The sequence below is a fragment of the Peteryoungia desertarenae genome (assembly GCF_005860795.2).
Taxonomy (GTDB): Bacteria; Pseudomonadota; Alphaproteobacteria; order Rhizobiales; family Rhizobiaceae; genus Allorhizobium; species Allorhizobium desertarenae.
In genome coordinates, this window is the sequence record NZ_CP058350.1 from 340551 (window position 1) to 362264 (window position 21714).

The 21714-nt window shown below is 57.8% G+C and carries 20 protein-coding genes; 11 read left to right on the forward strand and 9 right to left on the reverse strand.

The genetic code is table 11. From position 1 onward, the window contains the following. Positions 1-7: 7 nt before the first annotated feature. From FE840_RS01635 to FE840_RS01655, 5 genes are all read right to left on the reverse strand, one after another. Complete coding sequence (locus FE840_RS01635; RefSeq protein WP_138288438.1) at positions 8-721, reverse strand: sulfate transporter family protein; 714 nt, start codon at positions 719-721, stop codon at positions 8-10. A 67-nt stretch (positions 722-788) separates the two neighbouring features. Then, positions 789-1577 carry a carbon-nitrogen hydrolase family protein gene (locus FE840_RS01640; protein ID WP_138288439.1) on the reverse strand — a complete coding sequence of 263 codons (789 nt, stop codon included), beginning with the start codon at positions 1575-1577 and terminating at the stop codon, positions 789-791. Positions 1578-1593: 16 nt separating this feature from the next. Then, positions 1594-2274 (reverse strand): exopolysaccharide biosynthesis protein, encoded by a 681-nt coding sequence (locus tag FE840_RS01645; RefSeq protein ID WP_138288440.1) that lies wholly within the window; start codon positions 2272-2274, stop codon positions 1594-1596. Positions 2275-2419: 145 nt separating this feature from the next. Next, the gene (locus FE840_RS01650; RefSeq protein WP_246318823.1) at positions 2420-4267 is read right to left on the reverse strand and encodes an ABC transporter ATP-binding protein; all 1848 of its coding nucleotides are present in this window, start codon (positions 4265-4267) and stop codon (positions 2420-2422) included. A gap of 43 nt (positions 4268-4310) precedes the next feature. Further along, complete coding sequence (locus FE840_RS01655) at positions 4311-5474, reverse strand: M20 aminoacylase family protein (protein WP_138288441.1); 1164 nt, start codon at positions 5472-5474, stop codon at positions 4311-4313. Positions 5475-5795: 321 nt separating this feature from the next. On the opposite strand from FE840_RS01655, the gene FE840_RS01660 reads away from it, so the two are divergent. From FE840_RS01660 to FE840_RS01690, 7 genes are all read left to right on the forward strand, one after another. Continuing rightward, on the forward strand, positions 5796-7502 hold the full coding sequence (locus FE840_RS01660; RefSeq protein ID WP_138288442.1) for a peptide ABC transporter substrate-binding protein: 1707 nt from the start codon (positions 5796-5798) through the stop codon (positions 7500-7502). A gap of 78 nt (positions 7503-7580) precedes the next feature. Beyond that, the gene (locus tag FE840_RS01665) at positions 7581-8591 is read left to right on the forward strand and encodes an ABC transporter permease (RefSeq protein WP_138288443.1); all 1011 of its coding nucleotides are present in this window, start codon (positions 7581-7583) and stop codon (positions 8589-8591) included. After that, positions 8584-9498: an ABC transporter permease gene (locus tag FE840_RS01670; RefSeq protein ID WP_138288444.1), complete on the forward strand. Its 915-nt coding sequence runs from the start codon at positions 8584-8586 to the stop codon at positions 9496-9498. The genes FE840_RS01665 and FE840_RS01670 overlap by 8 nt, the downstream gene beginning before the upstream one ends. Positions 9499-9652: 154 nt before the next feature. Then, a complete protein-coding gene (locus tag FE840_RS01675; protein ID WP_138288445.1) occupies positions 9653-10666 on the forward strand; it encodes a P1 family peptidase in 1014 nt (337 codons plus the stop codon). Positions 10667-10803: 137 nt separating this feature from the next. Beyond that, the gene (locus FE840_RS01680; RefSeq protein ID WP_138288446.1) at positions 10804-12201 is read left to right on the forward strand and encodes a bifunctional enoyl-CoA hydratase/phosphate acetyltransferase; all 1398 of its coding nucleotides are present in this window, start codon (positions 10804-10806) and stop codon (positions 12199-12201) included. Then, a complete protein-coding gene (locus FE840_RS01685) occupies positions 12198-13379 on the forward strand; it encodes an acetate/propionate family kinase (RefSeq protein WP_138288447.1) in 1182 nt (393 codons plus the stop codon). Before FE840_RS01680 ends, FE840_RS01685 begins: the two co-directional genes overlap by 4 nt. A gap of 80 nt (positions 13380-13459) precedes the next feature. Continuing rightward, entirely contained in the window at positions 13460-14659 is a 1200-nt protein-coding gene (locus FE840_RS01690) for an alpha-D-ribose 1-methylphosphonate 5-triphosphate diphosphatase (protein ID WP_246318824.1), read from the forward strand. Between the two features lie 16 nt (positions 14660-14675). Here FE840_RS01690 and FE840_RS01695 read toward each other — a convergent pair whose 3' ends face one another. Further along, positions 14676-15737: a dipeptidase gene (locus FE840_RS01695; RefSeq protein ID WP_138288449.1), complete on the reverse strand. Its 1062-nt coding sequence runs from the start codon at positions 15735-15737 to the stop codon at positions 14676-14678. Positions 15738-15898: 161 nt separating this feature from the next. Beyond that, a complete protein-coding gene (locus FE840_RS01700; RefSeq protein ID WP_138288450.1) occupies positions 15899-16735 on the reverse strand; it encodes an amidohydrolase family protein in 837 nt (278 codons plus the stop codon). A gap of 200 nt (positions 16736-16935) precedes the next feature. On the opposite strand from FE840_RS01700, the gene FE840_RS01705 reads away from it, so the two are divergent. Next, complete coding sequence (locus FE840_RS01705) at positions 16936-17670, forward strand: SDR family oxidoreductase (protein WP_138288451.1); 735 nt, start codon at positions 16936-16938, stop codon at positions 17668-17670. 124 nt (positions 17671-17794) lie between these two features. Beyond that, positions 17795-18637 carry a fumarylacetoacetate hydrolase family protein gene (locus FE840_RS01710; protein WP_138288452.1) on the forward strand — a complete coding sequence of 281 codons (843 nt, stop codon included), beginning with the start codon at positions 17795-17797 and terminating at the stop codon, positions 18635-18637. Between the two features lie 109 nt (positions 18638-18746). Here the strand turns inward: FE840_RS01710 and FE840_RS01715 are convergent, their stop codons facing one another. Then, positions 18747-19358 (reverse strand): ATP-binding protein, encoded by a 612-nt coding sequence (locus FE840_RS01715; RefSeq protein ID WP_246318825.1) that lies wholly within the window; start codon positions 19356-19358, stop codon positions 18747-18749. 196 nt (positions 19359-19554) lie between these two features. On the opposite strand from FE840_RS01715, the gene FE840_RS01720 reads away from it, so the two are divergent. Continuing rightward, positions 19555-19827: a CopG family ribbon-helix-helix protein gene (locus tag FE840_RS01720; protein ID WP_138288453.1), complete on the forward strand. Its 273-nt coding sequence runs from the start codon at positions 19555-19557 to the stop codon at positions 19825-19827. Positions 19828-19829: 2 nt separating this feature from the next. Continuing rightward, positions 19830-20108 (forward strand): type II toxin-antitoxin system RelE/ParE family toxin, encoded by a 279-nt coding sequence (locus FE840_RS01725; RefSeq protein ID WP_246318826.1) that lies wholly within the window; start codon positions 19830-19832, stop codon positions 20106-20108. A gap of 90 nt (positions 20109-20198) precedes the next feature. On the opposite strand, the gene FE840_RS01730 is transcribed toward FE840_RS01725, so the two are convergent. Continuing rightward, a complete protein-coding gene (locus tag FE840_RS01730; RefSeq protein ID WP_138288455.1) occupies positions 20199-21701 on the reverse strand; it encodes an NAD(P)(+) transhydrogenase (Re/Si-specific) subunit beta in 1503 nt (500 codons plus the stop codon). Positions 21702-21714: the final 13 nt, after the last annotated feature.

Consider the following 21714-nt stretch of genomic DNA (forward strand, 5'->3'; position numbering starts at 1 on the left):
ACCGCACTCAGGCCCGGAAGTCTGGGTCTCTGGCGCTCAGAAGCTTATGCAGATGCACCATCATGCCGGCCGCAAAGAGTGGTGTGAGCAGGTTGACAATCGGAATTGCCAGAAAACCGGCAATGACCAATCCGCCAACAAAAACGGTGCCGGAGTGCTTCGCGCGAAACATCTTTGCTTCCTGAACTGTTCGAAAGCGCATGGCCGCGAATTCGAAAAACTCTCGACCAAGCAGGTAGCCGTTCACCAGAAAGAAGGCGATGATATTGATCCCGGGGACGAAGAGCAGCATCAGCGCAAACAGATTGCCGACAATCACCACACCGAAGAATTTGATGGAGGCGATGATGCTCTCCCCCAGTGGCATGGCTCTTCCTCCAGGGTGCTCCGGATAGTCCCGCTTCTCGACCACTTCGGCGACATCATCAAGAAACAGGCCCGCGATAATGGCGGTGACAGGTGACAAGAGCAATGCCAGTCCCAGGGCAAGACCAATGCTGGCCAGTATGCCGAAAATGAAGGTAAGCCAGCCGGCCCAGTCCGGCAGATCTGGAACAAGGCCCTGAATCATCGGCATGGCGAAGGCGATAAAGGTCTCGCGCAGGCCGAACCAGAGACCGATCAGAACCAGGATCGTCAAACCCAAGGTCTTCCAGAAAACAGTGCGTGTTTCAGGCGCAAACAGATTGCGCAAGGAGAGTGCGGCAGCATCAAGTGTCATTGTCGGTCCCTTCGGCTCAGCGGCCTTGATGTAGGAAGGCGGGACCGAACCCGCAACACGGGCGAAGTCAATCGAGCCTGTAGAGAAGCGGACGGCGATCCGTGAGGTAGGGGTTTTGTCGACGAGCCTCGAGATAGGCGTCCGGATCGATCTCGGCGATCAGCAGTGTCTCGCCCATGCCTGCTCGCGCAATCTCATCTCCATCGGGAGATACAATAACAGAGCGGCCACCATAGCGCATTTCGCCCTCTGATCCGCAGAGATCCGCATAGGCAATGAAGACGCCATTCTCAAGAGCCCGGACCGGGACCACCATATCGGCAATCCGCCGGCTGATCACGCCATTTGGCAGCGCAGTCGGGACAAGAACGAGTTCTGCACCGGCAAGCGCAAGGCTCCGAACATTTTCCGGGAACTCGACATCATAGCAGACCAACATTCCGGTCCGGATACCGCACAGATCAAAGACATGCGGTCTTTCGTCTCCGGGCCGAAAGGCAGCCCGTTCCGCCTCGCCGTAAAGATGTGTCTTACGGTAGCATTCAGCCGAACCATCCGGGCGCACGAGCACGGCAGAATTGTAGATGCCTGATCCATCCCGCTCCGGAAAGCCTGCACAGATGGCAAGCTCAAACTCGGCGGCAATGTCGAGGAGGGCTGACACCATGTTACCGTCGCGCGGCTCGGCGACATCGGCAAAGCGTGGACCGAGCGCATAGCCGCTCAAGGCAAGCTCCGGCGCGAGGAGCAGATCGGCACCCATGGCGCTCGCTGATTCAGCCGCCTGAACGATCTTTTCGAGATTGGCGCGTATATCGGCAGCGACCGGCTGCATCTGGATAACTGCGATTTTCATGGGATTTGAAGGCCTGTCATGTGAGCGAAGCATTAAGCAACAGGATGACGCCTTTGATCATCGCAAGCAACACACCTGCGACCACGCTCAAAGACAAGACAAACATCCCACAGCCGCAAAGCACACTGATTCCATCCCGTTCCAGGAGGCCAAAGGAGAAAAGACATACCGCAATCGCCGGAAGAATGTTCCCAAGCGGGATGGGTAAGATGAGAATGATCGCCAGCATAAGGCAGAGAAAGCCGATAACATACTCAAACGGTGGGTAAACCAGCATGCTGAAGCGCGGCTTCAGCATGCGTTCGCCGCGCGCAAGCCAAGGTGAAATGCGGGCGACGACCAGGGCGAAATCGGAGCGTGTCATGGAGCGTTTCGCAATAATCCTGGGCAACCACGGGCTTCGTCCAAGCATCAATTGCGCTGAAAGGAAAACAAGCGGCGCCCCAAGAACGGATGACGTGCCGGGCGGCGTCGGCAGGATGTTCGGAAGGGCAAAAATCAGAAGCAGCGCGCCAAACGCACGGTCGCCCATTGCGGCAAAGATATCGCCCACGGAGACACGCTCGCGGGTGTCATCGCCGGCAAGTGTATCAAGGATCTTCGATAGACGGCGCCCACGAGACGGACGTCGACGAAAACCCCTGCGTCGCGGCTTGGACTCGTCTACGGAACCCTGACGCCCTGTGTTTGTATCCATTGCCCATGCCGCAGTTGAAGTCGCTCCTTACGTGACATAGGCGCACTGCGTGACAGGGGTTTGATGATGGATATGCGAAGTGCTGGCAGGTGCCTTCAGAACGTGAAACCACCTGCATTAACTCCAGTCAGACCAGATGGGCCAGTCAGGCCTGCACCAGATGACCCTCGCCGACCTGACGGTACTGACGCTGAGGCGGAACAAAGCCGACGGGCCGGATCGGGCTCTTGATTTCTTCGGTATTCAGATTGCGCTTCAGATTGCGCCGCGCGGGATCCGGCACCGGGACAGCCGCCATCAGCTTCTTGGTATACGGATGTTGCGGATTGTCGAAAACTGCCTGACGCGGGCCGATCTCGACAATCTCACCCAAATACATCACCGCAACTCGATGGCTGACACGCTCTACAACAGCCATGTCGTGGCTTATGAAGAGATAGGCCAGATTGAAACTCTGCTGCAGATCGAGCAGCAGATTGCAAACCTGGGCCTTGATCGAAACATCGAGCGCCGAGACGGCTTCGTCTGCCACGATGATTTTCGGATCAAGCATAAGCGAACGGGCGATGGCAATGCGCTGCCGCTGGCCGCCGGAGAACTCATGGGGATAACGGGGCATCATATCAGCGCCGAGGCCGACACGTTCGAGCAGATCGGCTGCCTTGTCACGAGCTTCGTTCTTGCTGCCGAGCTTATGCTCGATAAACGGCTCCATGACCGCTTCACCCACGCTCATGCGCGGATCAAGACTTGCAAAGGGATCCTGGAAAACCATCTGGATAGTCCGCCGCATGCGGCGCAACTCGGCCGCGCCTAGCTGTCCGACTTGATAACCGTCCACAGAGATCTCACCGCCCGAAGGTTCAACAAGCCGCGTGATCGAGCGACCGGTCGTAGACTTGCCACAGCCGGATTCGCCCACGAGAGCCAGAGTCTCTCCCGGGCGAAGATCAAAGGAGACATTCTCCACCGCGTGGACCGCCCCGCTCTTGCGACCAAATAGACCCGAGCGGATGTCGAAGCGTGTGGTGAGGTTCTTCACTTCCAGCACCGGACGCGCGGACTCTTCAACGCCACCAGCCTCCGTCTCGGGGACAACCGTTTCACCGCTGGCAATGTCAATCACCGGAAACCGCATCGGACGTTCCCGCCCGCCCATCGAGCCAAGCTTTGGCACAGCGGAAAGAAGTGCCCGCGTATAGGGATGACGACCACGGTTGAATATGTCGTCCGTCGTTCCGGTTTCGACCGCTTCGCCACGGAACATCACGATTGTACGGTCCGAAATCTCCGCAACCACGCCCATGTCGTGAGTGATAAACAATACGGCCATGCCTTCTTCGTCTTGCAATTGCTTGATGAGATCGAGGATCTGTCCCTGGATCGTCACATCGAGAGCAGTGGTCGGCTCGTCGGCAATCAGCAGCTTGGGACGAGAGGCCAGCGCCATCGCGATCATCACACGCTGGCGCATGCCACCCGAGAACTGGTGGGGATATTCGTCAAAGCGGTTTTTCGCGTTGGGAATTCGCACCTTGTCCAGCAGGCGCAGGACCTCGTCCTTGGCCTCTGCGGCAGAAACGTTCCGGTGGCAAAGGATAGCCTCAGCGATCTGCTTCCCAATCGGAAAGATGGGATTGAGACTGGTCATCGGCTCCTGAAAGATCATCGAGATATCATTGCCGCGAACCTGCCGCATGGCTTCGCGGTCCAGATCAAGCAACTCACGCCCCGCGAGCTTTACGCTCCCCTCGATCCGGCTGGAATTTTCGGGCAGCAGTCGCATGACAGACAGCGATGTCACGCTTTTCCCTGAACCGGATTCACCCACGATCGCGACGGTTTCCCGTGGCGCAATGTCGAAGTTCATGTCACGCACGACCGAACGCCATTGGCTACCGATCCTGAACGAAGTTGTCAGATTTCTGACTGACAGTACTGACTCTGTCTCGGACGCCACGAATTCCTGCTTTTCCATCAAGGCTTCCGCCATGTCCCGTTCCCCGGTTTATGTGTTTTCGAGAGCATGGAAGCCATCAGGCTGCCAGGGCCGTTTCGGCCAGAGTGACCCAATAGGAAATCCCGTACGGAATGATTTCGTCATTAAAGTCATAGGCCGAGTTATGCAGGTTGGCCGTGTCGCCATTGCCGATGAACACAAAGGAGCCGGGGCGCGCTTCCAGCATGTATGAGAAATCCTCAGCACCCATGGCAGGCGGGAAAGCGTCACTGACGGCGTGGGGGCCGACAACCTTTCGCAGCACGTCAAGCGAGAACTCGGTTTCAGCTTCGTGATTGATGGTGACCGGATAGCCTCTCTTGTATGTCACCTTTGCTTTGGCACCCATCGCCAAGGCAACGCCGTTGACAATTTCGCCGATCCGGGCTTCCGCCATGTCGCGCAACTCCGGCAACAGAGTACGCACCGTCCCCGTGAGCTTCACGCTGTCGGGAATGACATTGTAGGCGTCCCCACCGTGAATGGTCGTGACAGTTACCACGACAGATTTCAAGGGATCGGTCTCCCGCGCAGCAATGGACTGAAGCGCCACGACGACATGGGCCGCGGCCAGAACCGGATCAACGCTCTTGTGTGGCTGAGCTGCATGACCGCTTCGTCCAACGATCTCGATATCGAACTGATCGGCAGCCGCCATCACCGCCCCCTTTCGCGTGGAAAAGGTGCCAACGTTCATGCCCGGGTGATTATGCATGCCGTAGACTTGCGAGATACCGAATATGTCCATCATGCCGTCCTCGACCATCTCGCGAGCACCGCCACCGCCCTCTTCGGCGGGCTGGAAAATGACTGCGATCGAACCCTTGAAATTGCGGGTTTCAGCCAGGTACTTGGCAGCACCGAGCAACATCGCCGTGTGGCCGTCGTGACCGCAAGCATGCATTTTTCCAGGTATCTTCGATGCCCAGGGCTTGCCACTCGCCTCATGGATTGGAAGCGCATCCATATCGGCCCGGAAACCGACAACCGGACCTTCACCGCGATTGCCCTTGATGATACCAACCACGCCGGTACGGCCAAGACCGGTCTTGATGACGTCGCAGCCGAATTCCTTGAGCTTATCCGCAACGAAAGCAGCCGTGCCGTGAACATCGTAGAGAAGCTCTGGATTCTGATGCAGGTGGCGGCGCCATTCGGCGACTTCCGGCTGCAATTCGCTTGCTCTGTTCAAAATGGGCATCGTGAACCTCTAATACTTTTTTGTTGTTCCCCGCGGGATTTGACAGCATACTGCCCCTTGAAAAACTCCTTTGGCAAGCTGCAAATTTCAGGCTTGAACAATATTTAGGCTTGTGATTACCTAGCCTATCTTTTAATCATCCGGGTCATTTACATCAATGTCCGGCGCGGGTTTTCGTGCCAGTTACCACACTATAATTATGCAATTTTTTCTTTTGAACACAATACGATAGACAGTTGACATTTCGCCGCTCTGCTGGCCACATCTCGTCCCGGCGCCTGATTGGCACCGAGGCTCCAATGATAAAAATGGGGAAGACACATGAAGAAACTGCACCTTGTCCTGGCTGCGTCGGCCGCGGCATTTGCCTTTAGTGGCGCACCGGCCATGGCCGAGCGCGGGACCGATGGCGACCTGAAAATCATTTTCTGGCAAGCCGTATCGACGATGAACCCGTATCTCTCGGGCGGCACCAAGGAAGTGTATGCCGCGTCGATGGTTATCGAGCCATTGGCTCGCTATGATGAGACCGGTGGGCTTGTCCCGATGCTGGCCGCAGAAATCCCGACCGTTGAGAATGGTGGCGTTGCGGAAGATCTGAAAAGCATAACCTGGAAGCTGAAACCCGACCTGAAGTGGTCCGACGGCACACCGGTAACGGCAAATGACGCCGTTTTCACCTGGAAATACTGCACGGCACCGGATGGCGGTTGCGCTCAGGGCGCCTATTTTGAAGGTGTCACGAATGTCGAGGCGGTCGATGACCAGACCATCAAGGTCTCCTTTGCAGACGCCAAGCCCTATCCCTACAGCGCCTTTGTTGGCGCGCAGTCGCCGCTGATCCAAGAAGCTCAGTTCAAGGATTGCCTTGGGATAAAGGCTCCTGAATGCACGTCGGCCAATTTTGGCCCGATCGGAACCGGCCCCTTTGTCGTTAATGAGTTCAAGCCTAACGACGTGGTCACCTTCACCGCAAACCAGAACTATCGTGATGCCAGCAAGCCGGCCTTCGCCTCGGTCACCCTGAAGGGTGGCGGTGATGCGGCGTCTGCAGCCCGTTCAGTTCTTGAAACGGGTGAATTCGATTATGCCTGGAACATGCAGGTAGAGCCCGAAATCCTCGCCCAGATGATGGCCGCAGGAAAAGGTCAGCTCGTAACCGCATTCGGCACGCAGGTGGAGCGCATCGATCTCAACGCCTTTGCTGTAGATCCATCGCTCGGTGACAAGCGTTCGACTGCAGAGGCAGGTCCGCATCCGGCACTCTCCGATCCTGCAGTTCGCCGCGCATTGTCGATCGCGATCGACCGCGAGATCATCGATGAAGCCGGCTATGGCGAAGCCGGTCAGCCGACATGTAACATTCTGCCGGCTCCGGACATCTATGTATCGACCAATGTCGACTGGTGCCTGACCCAGGATATAGAAGGTGCCAACAAGCTCCTCGACGATGCTGGTTGGGTCATGGGGTCGGATGGCGTTCGCGCCAAGGATGGCGTTCGCCTGTCATTCCTCTATCAGACTTCGACCAACTCTGTTCGCCAGGGTACGCAGGCTCTCGTGAAGGACATGTGGTCGCAGATCGGTGTTGAAGTGGAACTGCGTAACATCGCGGCTTCGGTGTTCTTCGGTGGCGATCCAGCTTCTCCGGACACGTTCCAGAAATTCTATGCCGACGTGCAGATGTACACCAACAACTTCGACGGCACCGATCCCGAGAAGTACATGGCAGCGTGGATGTGCGACAAGATCCCGAGCCCGGCAAACGGCTGGCAGGGCGAGAATATCGTTCGCTACTGCAACCCCGAATATGATGCACTGGTTGCCGAACTCGGCAGGACATCTGACCTGAACGAACGTGCTGCAATTGCGATCAAGCTCAACGACATGCTGAGCAATGACGGCGCGCAGATCCCACTGATCCACCGTGGTCAACTCTCGGCCCACTCAGTGACGCTGGAAGGCGTCAAGATGAACGCTTGGGACTCTGAACTCTGGAACGTCGCCGACTGGTCTCGCAAGAAGTAATGCCTCTTCGCCGGGCCTGCCTTTAGAGGGCGGGCCCGGCGTTCGCATTTCATAGCGGACCCGCCTGGAGACCCTTTAATGTTTACCTTTACGATTCGGCGGTTGCTCTACGCAATCCCGACGCTGCTGGTCATCAGCTTCATTATCTTCGCGCTTCTTGACCTGGCGCCGAGCGATCCGCTTGCCGATCTGCCGCTTACCATTCCACCGGAAGTTCGCGAACAGATCCGCGCTGCCATGGGGCTGGATCAACCTTTCTTCATCCGCTACCTGCTCTGGCTTCAGCAGTTTTTCATCAACGAGCCGCTCAATATTTTCGAGCAGATCACCGGCTTGACAGTCGGCGATGGTGACCGGATGCGTGTCCTCTCATGGGCCACCAGAAGCCCGGTTGTCGATCTTATCGTACAACGGTTGCCGCAAACCCTTTGGGTCGTTGGCCTCTCCTATCTCTTCGGCGTTCTGCTCGCCATCCCGATTGGCGTTATCTCTGCCTATCGGCAATATTCCTGGTTTGACCAGATCGGCACGTTTGTCGCCATGGTCGGCTATTCCGTCCCGACCTTCTTCACTGGTGTCTTGCTCATCGTGGTCTTTTCGTCCTGGCTGCAGTGGTTCCCATCGATCTATGACACCAACCTCGTGGTGAATGACTGGAACAGTCTGGTCCAGCAGATCAAGCAGATGTTCCTGCCAGTTCTGGTTCTGACCCTCTACAACGTTTCGCAGATCAGCCGTTTTGTCCGCGCATCCATGCTTGATAACCTGCATATGGATTATGTCCGGACGGCGCGCGCGAAAGGCGTGAAAGAAAAGATCGTTCTGTTGGTGCATGTCTTGCGCAACAGCTTGATTCCCGTCGTGACCGTCATTGCACTTGGTGTGCCGACAATCTTTTCAGGTGCGATCATCACCGAACAGGTGTTCCGTGTGAACGGGCTCGGCCAGTTGCTGATCACCGCCATCCAAAGCGGGGATCTGCCTCTCGTCCAGACACTCACTTTCATCTTTGCCGTGCTGATCGTGTTGTTCAATCTGATTGCCGACATCCTCTACGGCATCCTTGATCCGAGGATCCGCTATGACTGAGGCAACCATGACCGTAGACACACGAGCGCGAAGCGGCAACTTCTGGGCCATGCTCTGGCGTCAGTTCCGGGCCCATCCCGGTGGCGTTGCGGGGCTGATCGTCTTCACGCTGATCCTGCTTCTGGTTTTTGTTGGTCCGTTCATCCATACGATCGACCCGAACCAGCTCGACATCCGCAACAAGAACCAGGGCCCCAGCTGGGAACACCCATTTGGAACCGACAATCTCGGGCGCGATATGTTGGCTGGCGTCATGGCCGGTGGCCAGATTTCGCTCGCGGTCGGCATGACGGCAATGTTGCTGTCTCTCGTGCTGGGAACGTTTGTGGGCGTGCTGGCCGGTTACTTCAAGCGGATCGATGGCCCGCTGATGCGTTTGACGGACCTTTTTCTCGCCCTGCCCTTGCTACCGCTTCTTCTGGTCATCATCATGTTGTTCCGGGACACGCTGCGAAGCACCTTCGGCCCGGAAACCGGCATCTTCATCCTGATTGTTGTTGTCATAGGGATTACCAGCTGGATGCATACGGCGCGTATCGTGCGCGGCGACGTGCTTGCGATCAAAAGCCAGGAGTTCATTCTGGCGGCCAAATCCAGCGGCATGTGGGAATACCGCATTATACTCAAACACATACTGCCAAACGTGATGTCATCGATCATGGTATCGGCAACGCTCGGCATTGCGTCTGCAATTATCACGGAGTCGGCATTGTCCTTCCTGGGACTTGGCTTCCCGTCTGACTTCCCGACATGGGGCCGCCTGCTGTTTGATGGAGTGAACTTCCTGCAGATCACACCGTCTCGCGTTCTCTGGCCGGGCCTCGCGATCTCTCTGACCGTGCTCAGCGTCAACTATATCGGGGACGCAATCCGGGACGCATTGGATCCTCGGGCACTTAAGCACTGAAAATCGGAAGCCGAACATCGAAAGGGGGCCAGAGATGGCCCTCTTTCATTTTCGGTTCTGCAAAGGCCACGGCAAAATGGCACCAGGTCAAGATCAGCCCTTGATCGCGACGAATAAGAGCATAGACTCCACGACACACTCGAATGAGAACTCTATGCCAGAATCTCCCTGCAACCTCCTGACCGATGTCGAAGGGCTCACTGTCGGCCATGCCACAGATATGAAGCTTGGCTCCGGTGTCACCGCCATCGTATTCGACGAACCGGCAATCGCCTCGGGTACCGTGCTTGGCGGCGCCCCGGGGGGACGCGACACCGCCCTCCTTGATCCCGGCATGACGGTAGAGACCGTGGACGCCTTCGTCTTCTCAGGGGGATCGGCATTCGGTCTTGATGCTGCAGGAGGAGTTCAGTCGGGTTTAAGGTCCATCGGCAGAGGATTTCCCGTCGGTAGTGTCAAGGTACCGATCGTCCCGCAGGCAATCCTGATGGACCTGCTGAATGGCGGCGACAAGGATTGGGGGCTTCATGCACCCTATCGGGATCTCGGCTATGCCGCTTTCAAAGCCCGCGCGAAAGGCACGTTTGCCTTGGGAAGCGTTGGCGCCGGGACCGGAGCGACGACAGCGACGGTCAAAGGCGGTCTGGGCTCTGTCAGTGCGATCACATCGGCAGGACACACCATAGCGGCCCTGGTCGTAGTCAATGCCATGGGCTCCGCGACAATCGGCAACGACCCACATTTCTGGGCCGCACCCTTCGAAGTCCATGGCGAATTCGGTGGGTTGGGCTTTCCGGAGCATCTGAGCGATCAACAACGCAAGATGCAGATCAAGGGTTCGGCCGTCACCGCAACGACGATCGGGGCCGTGGTTACAGACGCAATCTTATCCAAAGCGCAGGCCCATCGCCTCTCCATAGCCGCGCAGGACGGGCTTGCGCGGGCTGTCGTACCAGCACACCTCCCTTTCGACGGGGACACAATATTTGCGGCCGCGACTGGGAAACGTCCGCTGCAGCAACCGGCAGACTTCATGGAGCTCTGCCACCTGGCAGCGATTGTCGTAGCGAGAGCCACAGCCCGAGGTGTTTATGAGGCCAAAGCGCTCCCTTATCCGGGTGCGCAGCCGTCGTGGCGCGACCGATTCCGCCCCGTCGATCAGCGTTAATATTCGCTGCACCTAAATTGAGCAAGGTCAAGGACAGGTCAACCGGCTGGCCCGAGACTAGCCTCAAAGACGCCGGTCACTGATCGACAGCGTAATTGGTGACACGAAAGCAGCCAGATCGTGGAGGACGATCCGATATGGAAGACCAACGCGACATGGAAAAACCAATCCTGACGAACCGCACCTTTGCGGAGCTGACGCTGGGCGATACGGCCACACTGACACGCACCATCGGCCCTGACGACATCGATCTTTTTGCCGCACTTGCCGGCGACAACAATCCGTCACCGCAGGGACAGTCGATGATCCCGGCAGCGATGGTGGCCACGCTTCTGGAGACACGCCTGCCCGGCCCCGGCACACTCTATCTCGGGCAGGAACTGCTGTTCCAGAAAACGATCCAGCCGGGTGACAGCATAACTGCAACAGTGAGGCTGGTTGGAACGGATCCGGCAAGCCGAGAGGCGCATTTCAACACGGAAGCTGTGAACCAGAACGGCGAACCGGTTCTGAAGGGGCGTGCCCGGGTGAAGGCACCTGATAGCCGGATTGCCTGGTCGGAGAATGAACCGCCGACTATCTCCTTGCAAAGGCATGACCGTTTTGATGCCATCGTGTCCGAAGCGAGATCTCAACCGCTGATCCGGGCCGGGCTTATCCACCCCTGCTCACCGGAGGCTATCGAGGCGGCCGTGGAGATCCGCGACGAGGGTTTGCTAGAACCGGTGCTGATCGGACCGGAAAACAAGATCAGGGCTGCGGCATTCAAGGCCGGGATCGTCATCGATGATTTCGAACTCATCAACACTGAGCACAGTCATGCGGCTGCGGCTTTGGGGGTCGAAATGGCGGTGGCGGGCAAGGTCACCGTGCTGATGAAGGGAAGCCTGCATTCCGACGAACTGCTGAGCGCCGTCATTGCCGGTGGGCCGGGTTTGAAGACGGAGAGGCGGATAAGCCATGTCTATGTCATGGACGTCCCTGCCTATTCGAAGTTGCTCGTAGTAACCGATGCAGCAATCAATATCGCCCCAACACTCGATCAGAAGCGTGACATTTGCCAGAACGCGGTCGATCTCCTCCATATGCTTGGCATAGAGGAGCCAAAGGTTGCGGTCCTCGCCGCAGTGGAGACGGTCAACGACAAGATGCAGGCAACCCTGGATGCCGCAGCTCTGACCGTGATGGCCGCACGCGGCCAGATCACAGGGGCGCGGGTCGACGGCCCCCTGGCCTTCGACAATGCTATAAGCCTGGAGGCGGCCCGGACCAAGGGAATCAGCTCAGTTGTTGCAGGGAAGGCGGACATTCTCCTGGTCCCGGACCTTGAGGCAGGAAACATGCTGGCCAAACAACTGCTCTATTTTGCCAATGCCGATGCCGCAGGCCTTGTGCTGGGCGCACGGGTCCCAATTATTCTGACGAGCCGTTCGGACAGCTTGCGCGTCCGCATAACCTCGGCCGCTCTGGCAAAACTGGTCGCGGCGCGCCGTACGACCGCAGTTGGAATGTCAGCCAAAGGAAGCCAGTCTTGAAAGATCGCCTGATACTCACCTTTAATGCGGGCTCATCGACGATCAAGATAGGCGTTTTCCGTGAGTCGGTCGCCAGCGCCCAACCCATTGCCAAAGGCATTGTTGACTTGCGTCATGATCCGCTTGTCTTCCGGCTGACCTCGGAGGGCGGGCTCGCCGAACTTCCACTGAAAAGCAAAGGTGAGGGCCAGTTCTCCGGGATCTTGAACGAAATTCTGGGCGTCCTTGACACGCACTTTGATCTCAGCACGCTTAACGTTACGGGCCATCGTGTGGTGCATGGAGGCGATCGTTTTTCAGGTCCGACAAGGATCACTGATGAAACCATTCGTTCGATCGAGTCCCTCGTCGAACTCGCGCCACTGCACCAGCCACAAAATCTGAGGATGATCCGCACGCTCGCGGCACTCAGGCCGGACCTGCCTCAAACCGCCTCGTTCGATACGGCGTTTCACCGAAGCCAGAGTCCTCTTGTACAACGCTTTGCCCTCCCCCGAGAATGGTACGATCGCGGCGTCAAACGCTATGGCTTCCATGGACTTTCCTACGCCTACATTGCCAGAGAGCTGACGCAACTTGAGCCAGAGCGCGCGGGCGGTCGCGCCGTTGTTGCTCACCTGGGAAGTGGGGCGAGCCTCTGCGCGATGGAGCATGGCGTCAGTCGCGACACATCGATGGGCTTTTCAACCGTCGACGGCATACCAATGGCCACCCGCAGTGGCGCGCTTGATCCGGGTGTGGTCTTCCATCTCATCAACGGTCTCGGTCTATCGGCGCGGATAGTCGAGGATATGATCTACAAGAAGTCAGGTCTGCTGGGACTTTCGGGCATCAGCGGTGACAGCCGCGTCCTCCTGGAAAGCGCCGAACCGGAAGCATGGGAGGCCATTGACATCTTCACCATGCGGATCGCTGGCGAAATTGCACGACTTGCAGCAACTGTCGGCGGTCTCGACACAATTGTCTTTACAGCCGGGATCGGTGAGAACCAGCCCGCGATCCGAAAGGCAGTATGCGACCGGCTGCGTTTTCTAGGTGTTGTTGTGGACGAAAACGCAAACGACAGGAATGCGGCGGTGATATCGGAAACACATCAACCGGTTACAGTCCGCATTATCGCAACCGATGAGGAGCAGGTTATCGCTGATGAGGCGGTCGCCGCGCTGAAGTGGCGATAGCTGTAGGATTTCTCATTGAAACTGACACTAAACCGTCATCAAGCAAGCCTAGAGAACACCGGAACCCAAGGAGATGACCGGTGAACGAGCGCTTTCATTTGGATTTCACGACAAGCACCGATCGAAAAACGCAGATGGGAAGCCTCACCATCACCAACGCACGTGTGGTGCTGCCGAACATCGTTTTGCATGGAACCGTCACGACTGAAGACGGCATGATCGTCTCCGTTGAGGAAGGCGAAAGCAGGCTTGCCTCAGCGATTGATTTCGGCGGCGACTTTCTTCTGCCCGGTCTCGTCGACATCCACACGGATCACTTCGAAAAGCATATCTATCCTCGTGCCCATGTTCGCTGGGATTTCACACGCGCCGCCTTGGCCTATGATGCGCAAATCATTGGTGCCGGGGTTACGACCGTGTTCGACAGTCTTTGCGTCGGTGCAACGACGGACAATCCCGAACGCGCGGAAATTCTCGCCCCCATGATCGATGCGCTTGAGTTGACGCAGGCAGCCGGCATGCTGCGCGCCGAACACTTCGTACACCTGCGGTGCGAGATCACGGACATGGCAACACCGGAACTGACCAAAGCAAACATTGATCGGGAAATTGTACGTGCTTTATCCGTCATGGAACATCTGCCAGGCATCAGACAAAGCCGCGATGTAGACGCTTATGTGGCACGGGCGGCTCGGTCGACCGGGGAAAGCCATGATCTGGTGCGAGAAAAGATCAAGATACTTCTGGCCGAAAAGAGCGATATCGGCGCGAGCGTCCGACCGCAAGTGATTGCTCTGGCGCGCGCACGCGGCATCCCGATGATGAGCCACGACGACACGGATATCGCCCATATTGATGAGGCGATCGCGGATGGAATGACAATCTCAGAATTCCCTTGCACCATCGAGGCAGCGACCGCCGCCAGGCAAAAGGGCCTGAGCATTGTCGCAGGCGCACCCAACATCGTGCGCGGAGGGTCACAATCCGGCAATATTGCGGTCCATGATCTTCTGACGGCCAAGCTGGTCGACATTCTGGCCTCTGACTATGTTCCGCGCTCGCTGCTGGACGCCGTCTTCATGATCGCCGCAAGCCCTGCCCTCGACTACAATCTCCCCAGCGCTGTCAACCTCGTGACGAAGGCACCAGCAACGGCTGGAAACCTGAAAGATCGCGGCGAGATTGCGCCTGGAAAGCGTGCCGATCTGATCAGGGTCGACGTCTTTGACGGACATCCCTTTATAAAGGCTGTCTGGCGCCAGGGCATAAGGGTCAACTGACGAGCGCGTTTGCCACCTAGGATGGCTGTTCCTTCCAGGCCTGCCGAAGGACCCGCAACCAATTCGTTCGGCAAAGCTTGCCGAGCGCTTCCTCTCCGTAACCGGCATGCTTGAGGGCCTCGATCAGAACAGGATTGCCTGTTGCATCGCCAATGGCACGCGGAATTGTGGCCCCGTCGAAATCCGAGCCCAGAGCAACACAGTCGATGCCCATACGCTCGACCATGTAATCGATATGAGCAACCATTCGATCAATCGGCGTATCGGCAATATCCGCACCATCCGGTCTCAACATGGTGACAGCATAATTCAGACCGACAAGGCCACGACTGTCACGAATGGCATCCATCTGCCGATCCGTCAGATTGCGGGCAACAGGTGTCAGGGAATGTGCATTGGAGTGGCTGGCAACGAGCGGCTGATCGCTGGTGCGGGCCACATCCCAGAAGCCCTGCTCGGTGATGTGGGCGACATCAATCAGGATCCCGAGCTTGTTGCAACGCCTGACCAGATCAAAGCCGAGAGGCGTCAAACCCGGTCCCGTATCCGGGGAACTCGGAAACGCGAAGGGAACGCCATGACCGAAGATGTTGTGACGGCTCCAGACTGGCCCCAGCGAACGAAGACCTGCTGCATAGAAGACCTCAAGCGCATCAAGGTCAGCGCCGATGGCTTCGCATCCCTCCATGTGCAGAACAGCGGCAAACACGTCCGCGGCAATTGCCTGCTGGATTTCACTTGTCGAGACACACATGCGCCAGGCACCGGCCCTGTCGAGTTGCCTGGCAATCGCCGCCATGGAGAGAGCGATGTCAAGCGATGGCCCACGCTCCAGCGGCGGGTCGAGCGGTGTCAGATAGTGACCATCTTCATTCGGCTCGCGAAGAAGAAAATCATGCGGAGATGGGATGTAGATGGCGCAAAGCCCGCCGGCCAACCCACCAAGACGCGCGCGCGGAGCATCGATATGACCTTCTCGCACCCCTCGTTTGAACTCCACGACCGGATCACCGCCCTGTTGTCGGCTGCGCCAGAGGCGCAGCAGCACGTCATTGTGTCCGTCAAAAATGAGTTCCATAAAAATTTGACCCTGCTTTCAATCCAATTGCGAAACTAGGGCCAAAGACAACTTTAATTCAAGCCATGTCCCCCCCGGAGACCCGTCTTAGGATAGGTACCCAGTTTTCGTCTTTCGCAGAACACCAGATCATGGCCGATTATTGGCTGGAGCCAGCTTTGCTAGAGGCCCCACAGAGCGCGGGCATTGTCCGAATAAAGCTTGCGCCTCTCGCCATTCTCCACTCCAGACAGAAGGCCCTGCGTTGCCGCCACCCAGGTGGAAAGACCACCGCCCAAAGTGCAAACCGGCCAATCGGAGCCCCAAAGCGCTCGATCAAAGCCGAAATGACGAATGACATGGTCAAAATACGGCCGAAGGTCGTCAAGTGTCCAATTTATGGGATCGCCATAGGCCGGTATCCCGGAGATTTTCACGAAGACGTTCGGGCGCTTTGCGACTTCAGTCACTCCAGCCTCCCAGGCTTGGTACCCATGACCCTTGATATCAGGAACGCCGCAATGATCGAGGATGAAGGTGACATCGGGCGCATGATCGATCAACGCCAGCGTCTTATCAATCTGATGTGGCAGCATGCAGAGATCGAAGGTCAATCCCGTACCTGAGAGCCGCTTGACATTGTTGCGAAAGATCAGGCTCTCGGAAACATCATCGGGAACAACATGCAAAACCCGGCGAAACCCCTTGATGAAGGGGTTACTCCGTTGTGACTCCAGATAGGCCGGGAACTCTTCGTCTTCTGGACGGCATGAGGCGATCGCACCCCTCAGCATGGAGCCAGATTCCTGCGCCAGATCCTGTACCAAGATGGTCTCGCGCTCGATATCGGGCTCCGCCACGTCGACTTCCATATGGAGGGCGTCGGTGATCCCGAGCCGGCGAGCCTCTGTTGCATAGTCCGAATAGGTAAAATCTGCGTCGAGATTCGGCACACCGGACAGCCATGGATAGTTCAGTCGATCGCGGTAAATCAGATGCAGATGAGTATCAAAGATCATGTCCGGCTCCTCCCAGAGAAGCGTAAGCTGCCACAGACATAGGCTTCACTCAAACAGGAATATGTGCTTGCCACGTGCATCGAACGGAAGCCGCAGAAAGTCGCCTTGACGGTTTGCAAATAAGTGTTTTGCATGTCCCAGACGCTCGCAAGATCGACAGAACTATGCGAGCCATGGGAGACACAGTTGGAGATCAGATCATGAGCCTGCCTCTTGAGGGAAAGCGCGCGCTTGTCACCGCCGCCGGCCAAGGCATCGGGCGCGCCAGCGCATTGGCATTTGCACGTGCAGGCGCCGATGTCGTGGCGACAGATATCAATGCCGAAGCGCTGGCGACACTGCATGGTGAGGATCGGATTACGACACGCATTCTCGATGTATTGAAAGATGAAATGGTGGCGAATGTCGTCGGCGAAACAGGGCCATTCGACATCCTCTTCAATTGCGCCGGCTTCGTCCATGCGGGCACGATCCTCGACATGCCTGACAAGGATCTCGATTTCGCTCTGGACCTTAATGTCCGCGCCATGATCCGCACAATCCGGGCCGTCTTGCCATCAATGCTGGAGCGCGGCGGAGGCTCCATCATCAACATGGCCTCGGTCGCAAGCTCGATCAAAGGCGTACCGAACCGCTGTGCCTATACCGTCACCAAGGCAGCCGTGATCGGTCTTACCAAGTCGGTCGCCGCCGACTATGTGACGCAAGGCATCCGCTGCAACGCCATCTGCCCAGGCACGGTCGAAAGCCCCTCGCTGCAGGACCGCATGCGCGCCCAAGGGGACTACGATGCCGCCCGCGCGGCCTTCATCGCCCGCCAGCCCATGGGGCGCTTGGGCACGCCGGAAGAAATCGCGGACCTCGCCGTCTATCTCGCCGGCGCCACCTATACCTCGGGCCAGGCCTATGCCATCGACGGCGGCTGGACGATCTAGAGCGTTTCCGGTGATCGCTTGATCACCGGAAACGCTCTATCCATCTGTTTTTACGCAGTCCGGACGCAAAACCGTTAACGCACTTTTGCTGGACGTGCTCTCGTTCTGAAGAAGGAAGAAAACCATGAAACTGATGCGCGTTGGCCCGCTGGGTCAGGAAAAGCCTGCGATCCTCGACAAGGACGGCAAGGTTCGTGACCTCTCGGGCCATGTGGACGATATCGGCGGTGCGGCCATCTCGCCGGAAGGTCTGGCGAAGATCGCTGCCATCGACCTCTCCTCCCTGCCTGAGATCGCCGTCGACCGCATAGGCGCCTGCGTTGCCGGCACCGGCAAGTTCATCTGCATCGGCCTCAACTATTCCGACCACGCCGCCGAAACCGGTGCAGCGGTCCCGCCGGAGCCGGTCATCTTCATGAAGGCGACCTCGGCCATCTGCGGCCCGAACGACGACGTCCTGATCCCCCGCACCTCGGAAAAGACCGATTGGGAAGTCGAACTCGGTGTCGTCATCGGCAAGACCGCGAAATACGTCTCGGAAGCCGATGCGATGGAATACGTCGCCGGCTACTGCGTCTCCCACGACGTCTCCGAACGCGCCTTCCAGACGGAGCGATCGGGCCAGTGGACCAAGGGCAAGTCCTGTGACACCTTCGGCCCGATCGGCCCCTGGCTCGTCACCAAGGATGAAATCGCCGATCCGCAGAACCTCAAGATGTGGCTCTCGGTCAACGGCAAGATGATGCAGGACGGCTCGTCCAAGACCATGGTCTACGGCGTCGCCCACCTCGTCTCCTATCTGAGCCAGTTCATGAGCCTTCATCCCGGCGACGTCATCTCCACCGGCACGCCTCCCGGCGTTGGGCTCGGCATGAAACCGCCGCAGTATCTGAAGGCAGGCGATGTGGTGGAGCTAGGGATCGAAGGCCTCGGCACGCAGAAGCAGACCTTCAAGGCGGATCTATGAGTTAAGTCGATAGGATCGTTGTTGACCCCGCCCTTGTGGCGGGGTCTTGCGTTTGAGGCACTCGCGCGTGAAGCCAATGCTGACCACCACACAACTGCGTGGCACAGAGCTACCGTGTCGAGACCAGCTTCGCCGCCCAACTCACCATCTCATCAAACAAACCAACCATTGCAGCATTATCGGCTGCGTCGGCAATCTGCACCCCGTGCTTTAAGGCTGCGGCATGCATTTCCAAGTTGTCCCTAAGCGAACGCTCGATGAACCTGTCAATGACATGTCTGCTGGCAGCATCAGCAACATGGTAGCCGGCCTCAGCGCGAATCCGCTCTTGAAGGACATTGTTGTCTGCGTAAAGAAGGAAACTGCGGATCTCTCGGGACAGGATCTCCCCAAGGTATTCAGGCCTGAGCGCTGAACCCTCGAATATCAATGGAGCTTGAGCGCTTTGGGCGGCACAGATACGCTGCCTCATCATCGGCCACATGTTTTCGTGATGTGCCAGGAGAAACCAGTAGATCGCCTCGTCCGAAAGGCGAGAATAGTATTCTTTCACGTGCGGGCTCACGCCCAGCCAAGGCCGACCAGGATGGCGGGCAAGGCTGTCCGTCGAAATTGACTCCCAACCAAGTTCTTCAGCCAAACGCGTCGCAAAAGTCGTCTTACCAACGTGTGAACTGCCGGAAATCAAGATTATCAAAAGGTCATCCTCAATATTTGCCAAGGCATACACCCATGACCATTGGGCCGGGCCTGTGACGGGTCAGATACTGATGAGCAGACTACATGGCTTTCGGTTGATCGGGGAATATCGAGTTATTCGCGCCAATGACATAATCTCAAGAGCTCAGTTCGTGTAGACTTATACCGGCGCTCATCCTATCTTGCACAGCGGTATCACCCGGTAGTCTGGAGCGACCATGGCGACCTCGCTGAAAATCGATGACGCATTGAAAGAGCGGGTGCAGCAACTTGCCAACGAGCGCAAACGCTCGGCGCATGGACTGATGCTGGAAGCGATTGAGCAATATGTGGAGCGTGAAGAGGCGCGTGAAAGCTTCACCCGTGAAGCGCTGGCATCGTGGACTGCTTACAAGGAAACGGGTCGCCATCTGACACTGGACGAGGTGAACGACTGGCTCGAAACCTGGGGCTCAGCCGACGAAAAACCGGTGCCCGAGTGCCACGAGTAGTCGTGACTGAGGGAGCGGCGATTGGCTTGGAGCGATGCCGTCGTTTCCTTCAGGCTAAGTCACTGGATGCCGCAGAGAAGGCGGCCAAGGAAATAAAGAGACAGTTCACGCTGCTTGCAAGCAATCCGAAACGGGGGCGGCCCCTGCCGCGCTTCCCGGACCTGCGGGAACTGACGATCGGGTTCGGCGCGGCCGGCTATGTCGCTCTTTATCGCTACGATGAACCGGAAGATGTTGTCCACATCCTGGCATTCAAACATCAGAAAGAGGCCGGCTACTAAGACCCCACTGCCACAAAAGCAGCATAGCAGCACCATCAAGAAAGCCGGGCGTCTCCACCCGGCTTCTCATTTCTAACGATGCATCCCGCCTTATTTGATCAATGGTAAAATGCTGTCGATCGACTTCTTCGCGTCACCATAGAACATCCGCGTATTCTCCTTGTAGAACAGCGGGTTCTCGATGCCGGAATAGCCGGTGCCCTGGCCGCGCTTGGAGACGAAGACCTGCTTCGCCTTCCAGACCTCCAGAACCGGCATGCCGGCGATGGGCGAGTTCGGGTCTTCCTGGGCGGCCGGATTGACGATGTCGTTCGAGCCGATGACGATGACGACATCCGTTTCCGGGAAGTCCTCGTTGATCTCGTCCATTTCCAGAACGATGTCGTAGGGCACTTTGGCCTCCGCGAGCAGCACGTTCATGTGGCCAGGCAGACGACCCGCGACCGGATGGATCGCAAAGCGCACGGTCTTGCCAGCGGCGCGCAGCTTGCGGGTAAGCTCCGACACAGACTGCTGCGCCTGCGCAACCGCCATGCCATAACCCGGAACGATGATGACGCTGTCAGCATCATTGAGCGCATTGGCAACGCCGTCGCCGTCGATGGCGATCTGCTCGCCCGTAACTTCCATCTGCGGGCCGGTCGTTCCGCCGAAGCCGCCGAGAATGACCGAGACGAAGCTGCGGTTCATCGCCTTGCACATGATGTAGGACAGGATCGCACCCGAGGAGCCGACCAGCGCACCGACGACGATCAGGAGATCGTTCGAGAGCGAGAAGCCGATGGCCGCCGCCGCCCAGCCGGAATAGCTGTTGAGCATGGAGACAACGACCGGCATGTCGGCGCCGCCGATGCCCATGATCAGGTGATAGCCGATGAAAAGCGCCAGAAGCGTCATCAGGACCAGCGTCCAGCTGCCCGCACCGTTGAAGTAGAGCACCAGCAGGATCAGCGAGCCGAGCGCCGCACCGGCATTGAGCAGATGGCCGCCGGGCAGCTTCTTGGCCTTGCCGTCGACCTTACCCGCCAGCTTGCCATAGGCGATGACCGAACCGGTGAAGGTGACCGCACCGATGAAGACGCCGAGGAAGACCTCGATCTTCAATACGGCAATTTCGGCAGTGGTCTTCTCAGCAATCTTCAGGGCAAAGCCCTTGAAGTCCGCAAAGAGTTCCGGCTGTCCATTGGCTGCCGCGCAGACAACGGCACTCGCCATTTCAGGGCAACGCGAAAAGCCGGAATCGAGCAGCATGCTGGTCACCCGCCACATCTCGATCTCGGCATTGAAGCCGATGAAGACGGCGGCGAGACCGACCAGCGAATGCATGGCGGCGACAAGCTGAGGCATCTCGGTCATCTGAACCCGGGTGGCAACCACCCAGCCAATTGCACCGCCACCTGCGATCAACAGCACCGACAGGAACCAGTTGCCGGCTCCAGGGCCCACAAGCGTTGCCACGACGGCAAGCGCCATACCCACAATGCCATACCAGACCGCGCGCTTGGCGCTTTCCTGTCCCGACAAGCCGCCAAGCGACAGGATGAAGAGAACTGCTGCGACGACATAGGCCGCCGTTGTAAATCCGTATTCCATGGTTCTCTCCCCG

Excerpts from the sequence above, each read along its gene's own strand:
- FE840_RS01675 (WP_138288445.1), top strand. The coding sequence starts at position 9,653 with ATGCCAGAATCTCCCTGCAACCTCCTGACCGATGTCGAAGGGCTCACT.
- FE840_RS01645 (WP_138288440.1), bottom strand. The coding sequence starts at position 2,274 with ATGGATACAAACACAGGGCGTCAGGGTTCCGTAGACGAGTCCAAGCCG.
- FE840_RS01730 (WP_138288455.1), bottom strand. The coding sequence starts at position 21,701 with ATGGAATACGGATTTACAACGGCGGCCTATGTCGTCGCAGCAGTTCTC.
- FE840_RS01720 (WP_138288453.1), top strand. The coding sequence starts at position 19,555 with ATGGCGACCTCGCTGAAAATCGATGACGCATTGAAAGAGCGGGTGCAG.
- FE840_RS01670 (WP_138288444.1), top strand. The coding sequence starts at position 8,584 with ATGACTGAGGCAACCATGACCGTAGACACACGAGCGCGAAGCGGCAAC.
- FE840_RS01660 (WP_138288442.1), top strand. The coding sequence starts at position 5,796 with ATGAAGAAACTGCACCTTGTCCTGGCTGCGTCGGCCGCGGCATTTGCC.
- FE840_RS01650 (WP_246318823.1), bottom strand. The coding sequence starts at position 4,267 with ATGGCGGAAGCCTTGATGGAAAAGCAGGAATTCGTGGCGTCCGAGACA.
- FE840_RS01700 (WP_138288450.1), bottom strand. The coding sequence starts at position 16,735 with ATGATCTTTGATACTCATCTGCATCTGATTTACCGCGATCGACTGAAC.
- FE840_RS01680 (WP_138288446.1), top strand. The coding sequence starts at position 10,804 with ATGGAAGACCAACGCGACATGGAAAAACCAATCCTGACGAACCGCACC.
- FE840_RS01710 (WP_138288452.1), top strand. The coding sequence starts at position 17,795 with ATGAAACTGATGCGCGTTGGCCCGCTGGGTCAGGAAAAGCCTGCGATC.
- FE840_RS01635 (WP_138288438.1), bottom strand. The coding sequence starts at position 721 with ATGACACTTGATGCTGCCGCACTCTCCTTGCGCAATCTGTTTGCGCCT.
- FE840_RS01640 (WP_138288439.1), bottom strand. The coding sequence starts at position 1,577 with ATGAAAATCGCAGTTATCCAGATGCAGCCGGTCGCTGCCGATATACGC.
- FE840_RS01655 (WP_138288441.1), bottom strand. The coding sequence starts at position 5,474 with ATGCCCATTTTGAACAGAGCAAGCGAATTGCAGCCGGAAGTCGCCGAA.
- FE840_RS01695 (WP_138288449.1), bottom strand. The coding sequence starts at position 15,737 with ATGGAACTCATTTTTGACGGACACAATGACGTGCTGCTGCGCCTCTGG.
- FE840_RS01665 (WP_138288443.1), top strand. The coding sequence starts at position 7,581 with ATGTTTACCTTTACGATTCGGCGGTTGCTCTACGCAATCCCGACGCTG.
- FE840_RS01705 (WP_138288451.1), top strand. The coding sequence starts at position 16,936 with ATGAGCCTGCCTCTTGAGGGAAAGCGCGCGCTTGTCACCGCCGCCGGC.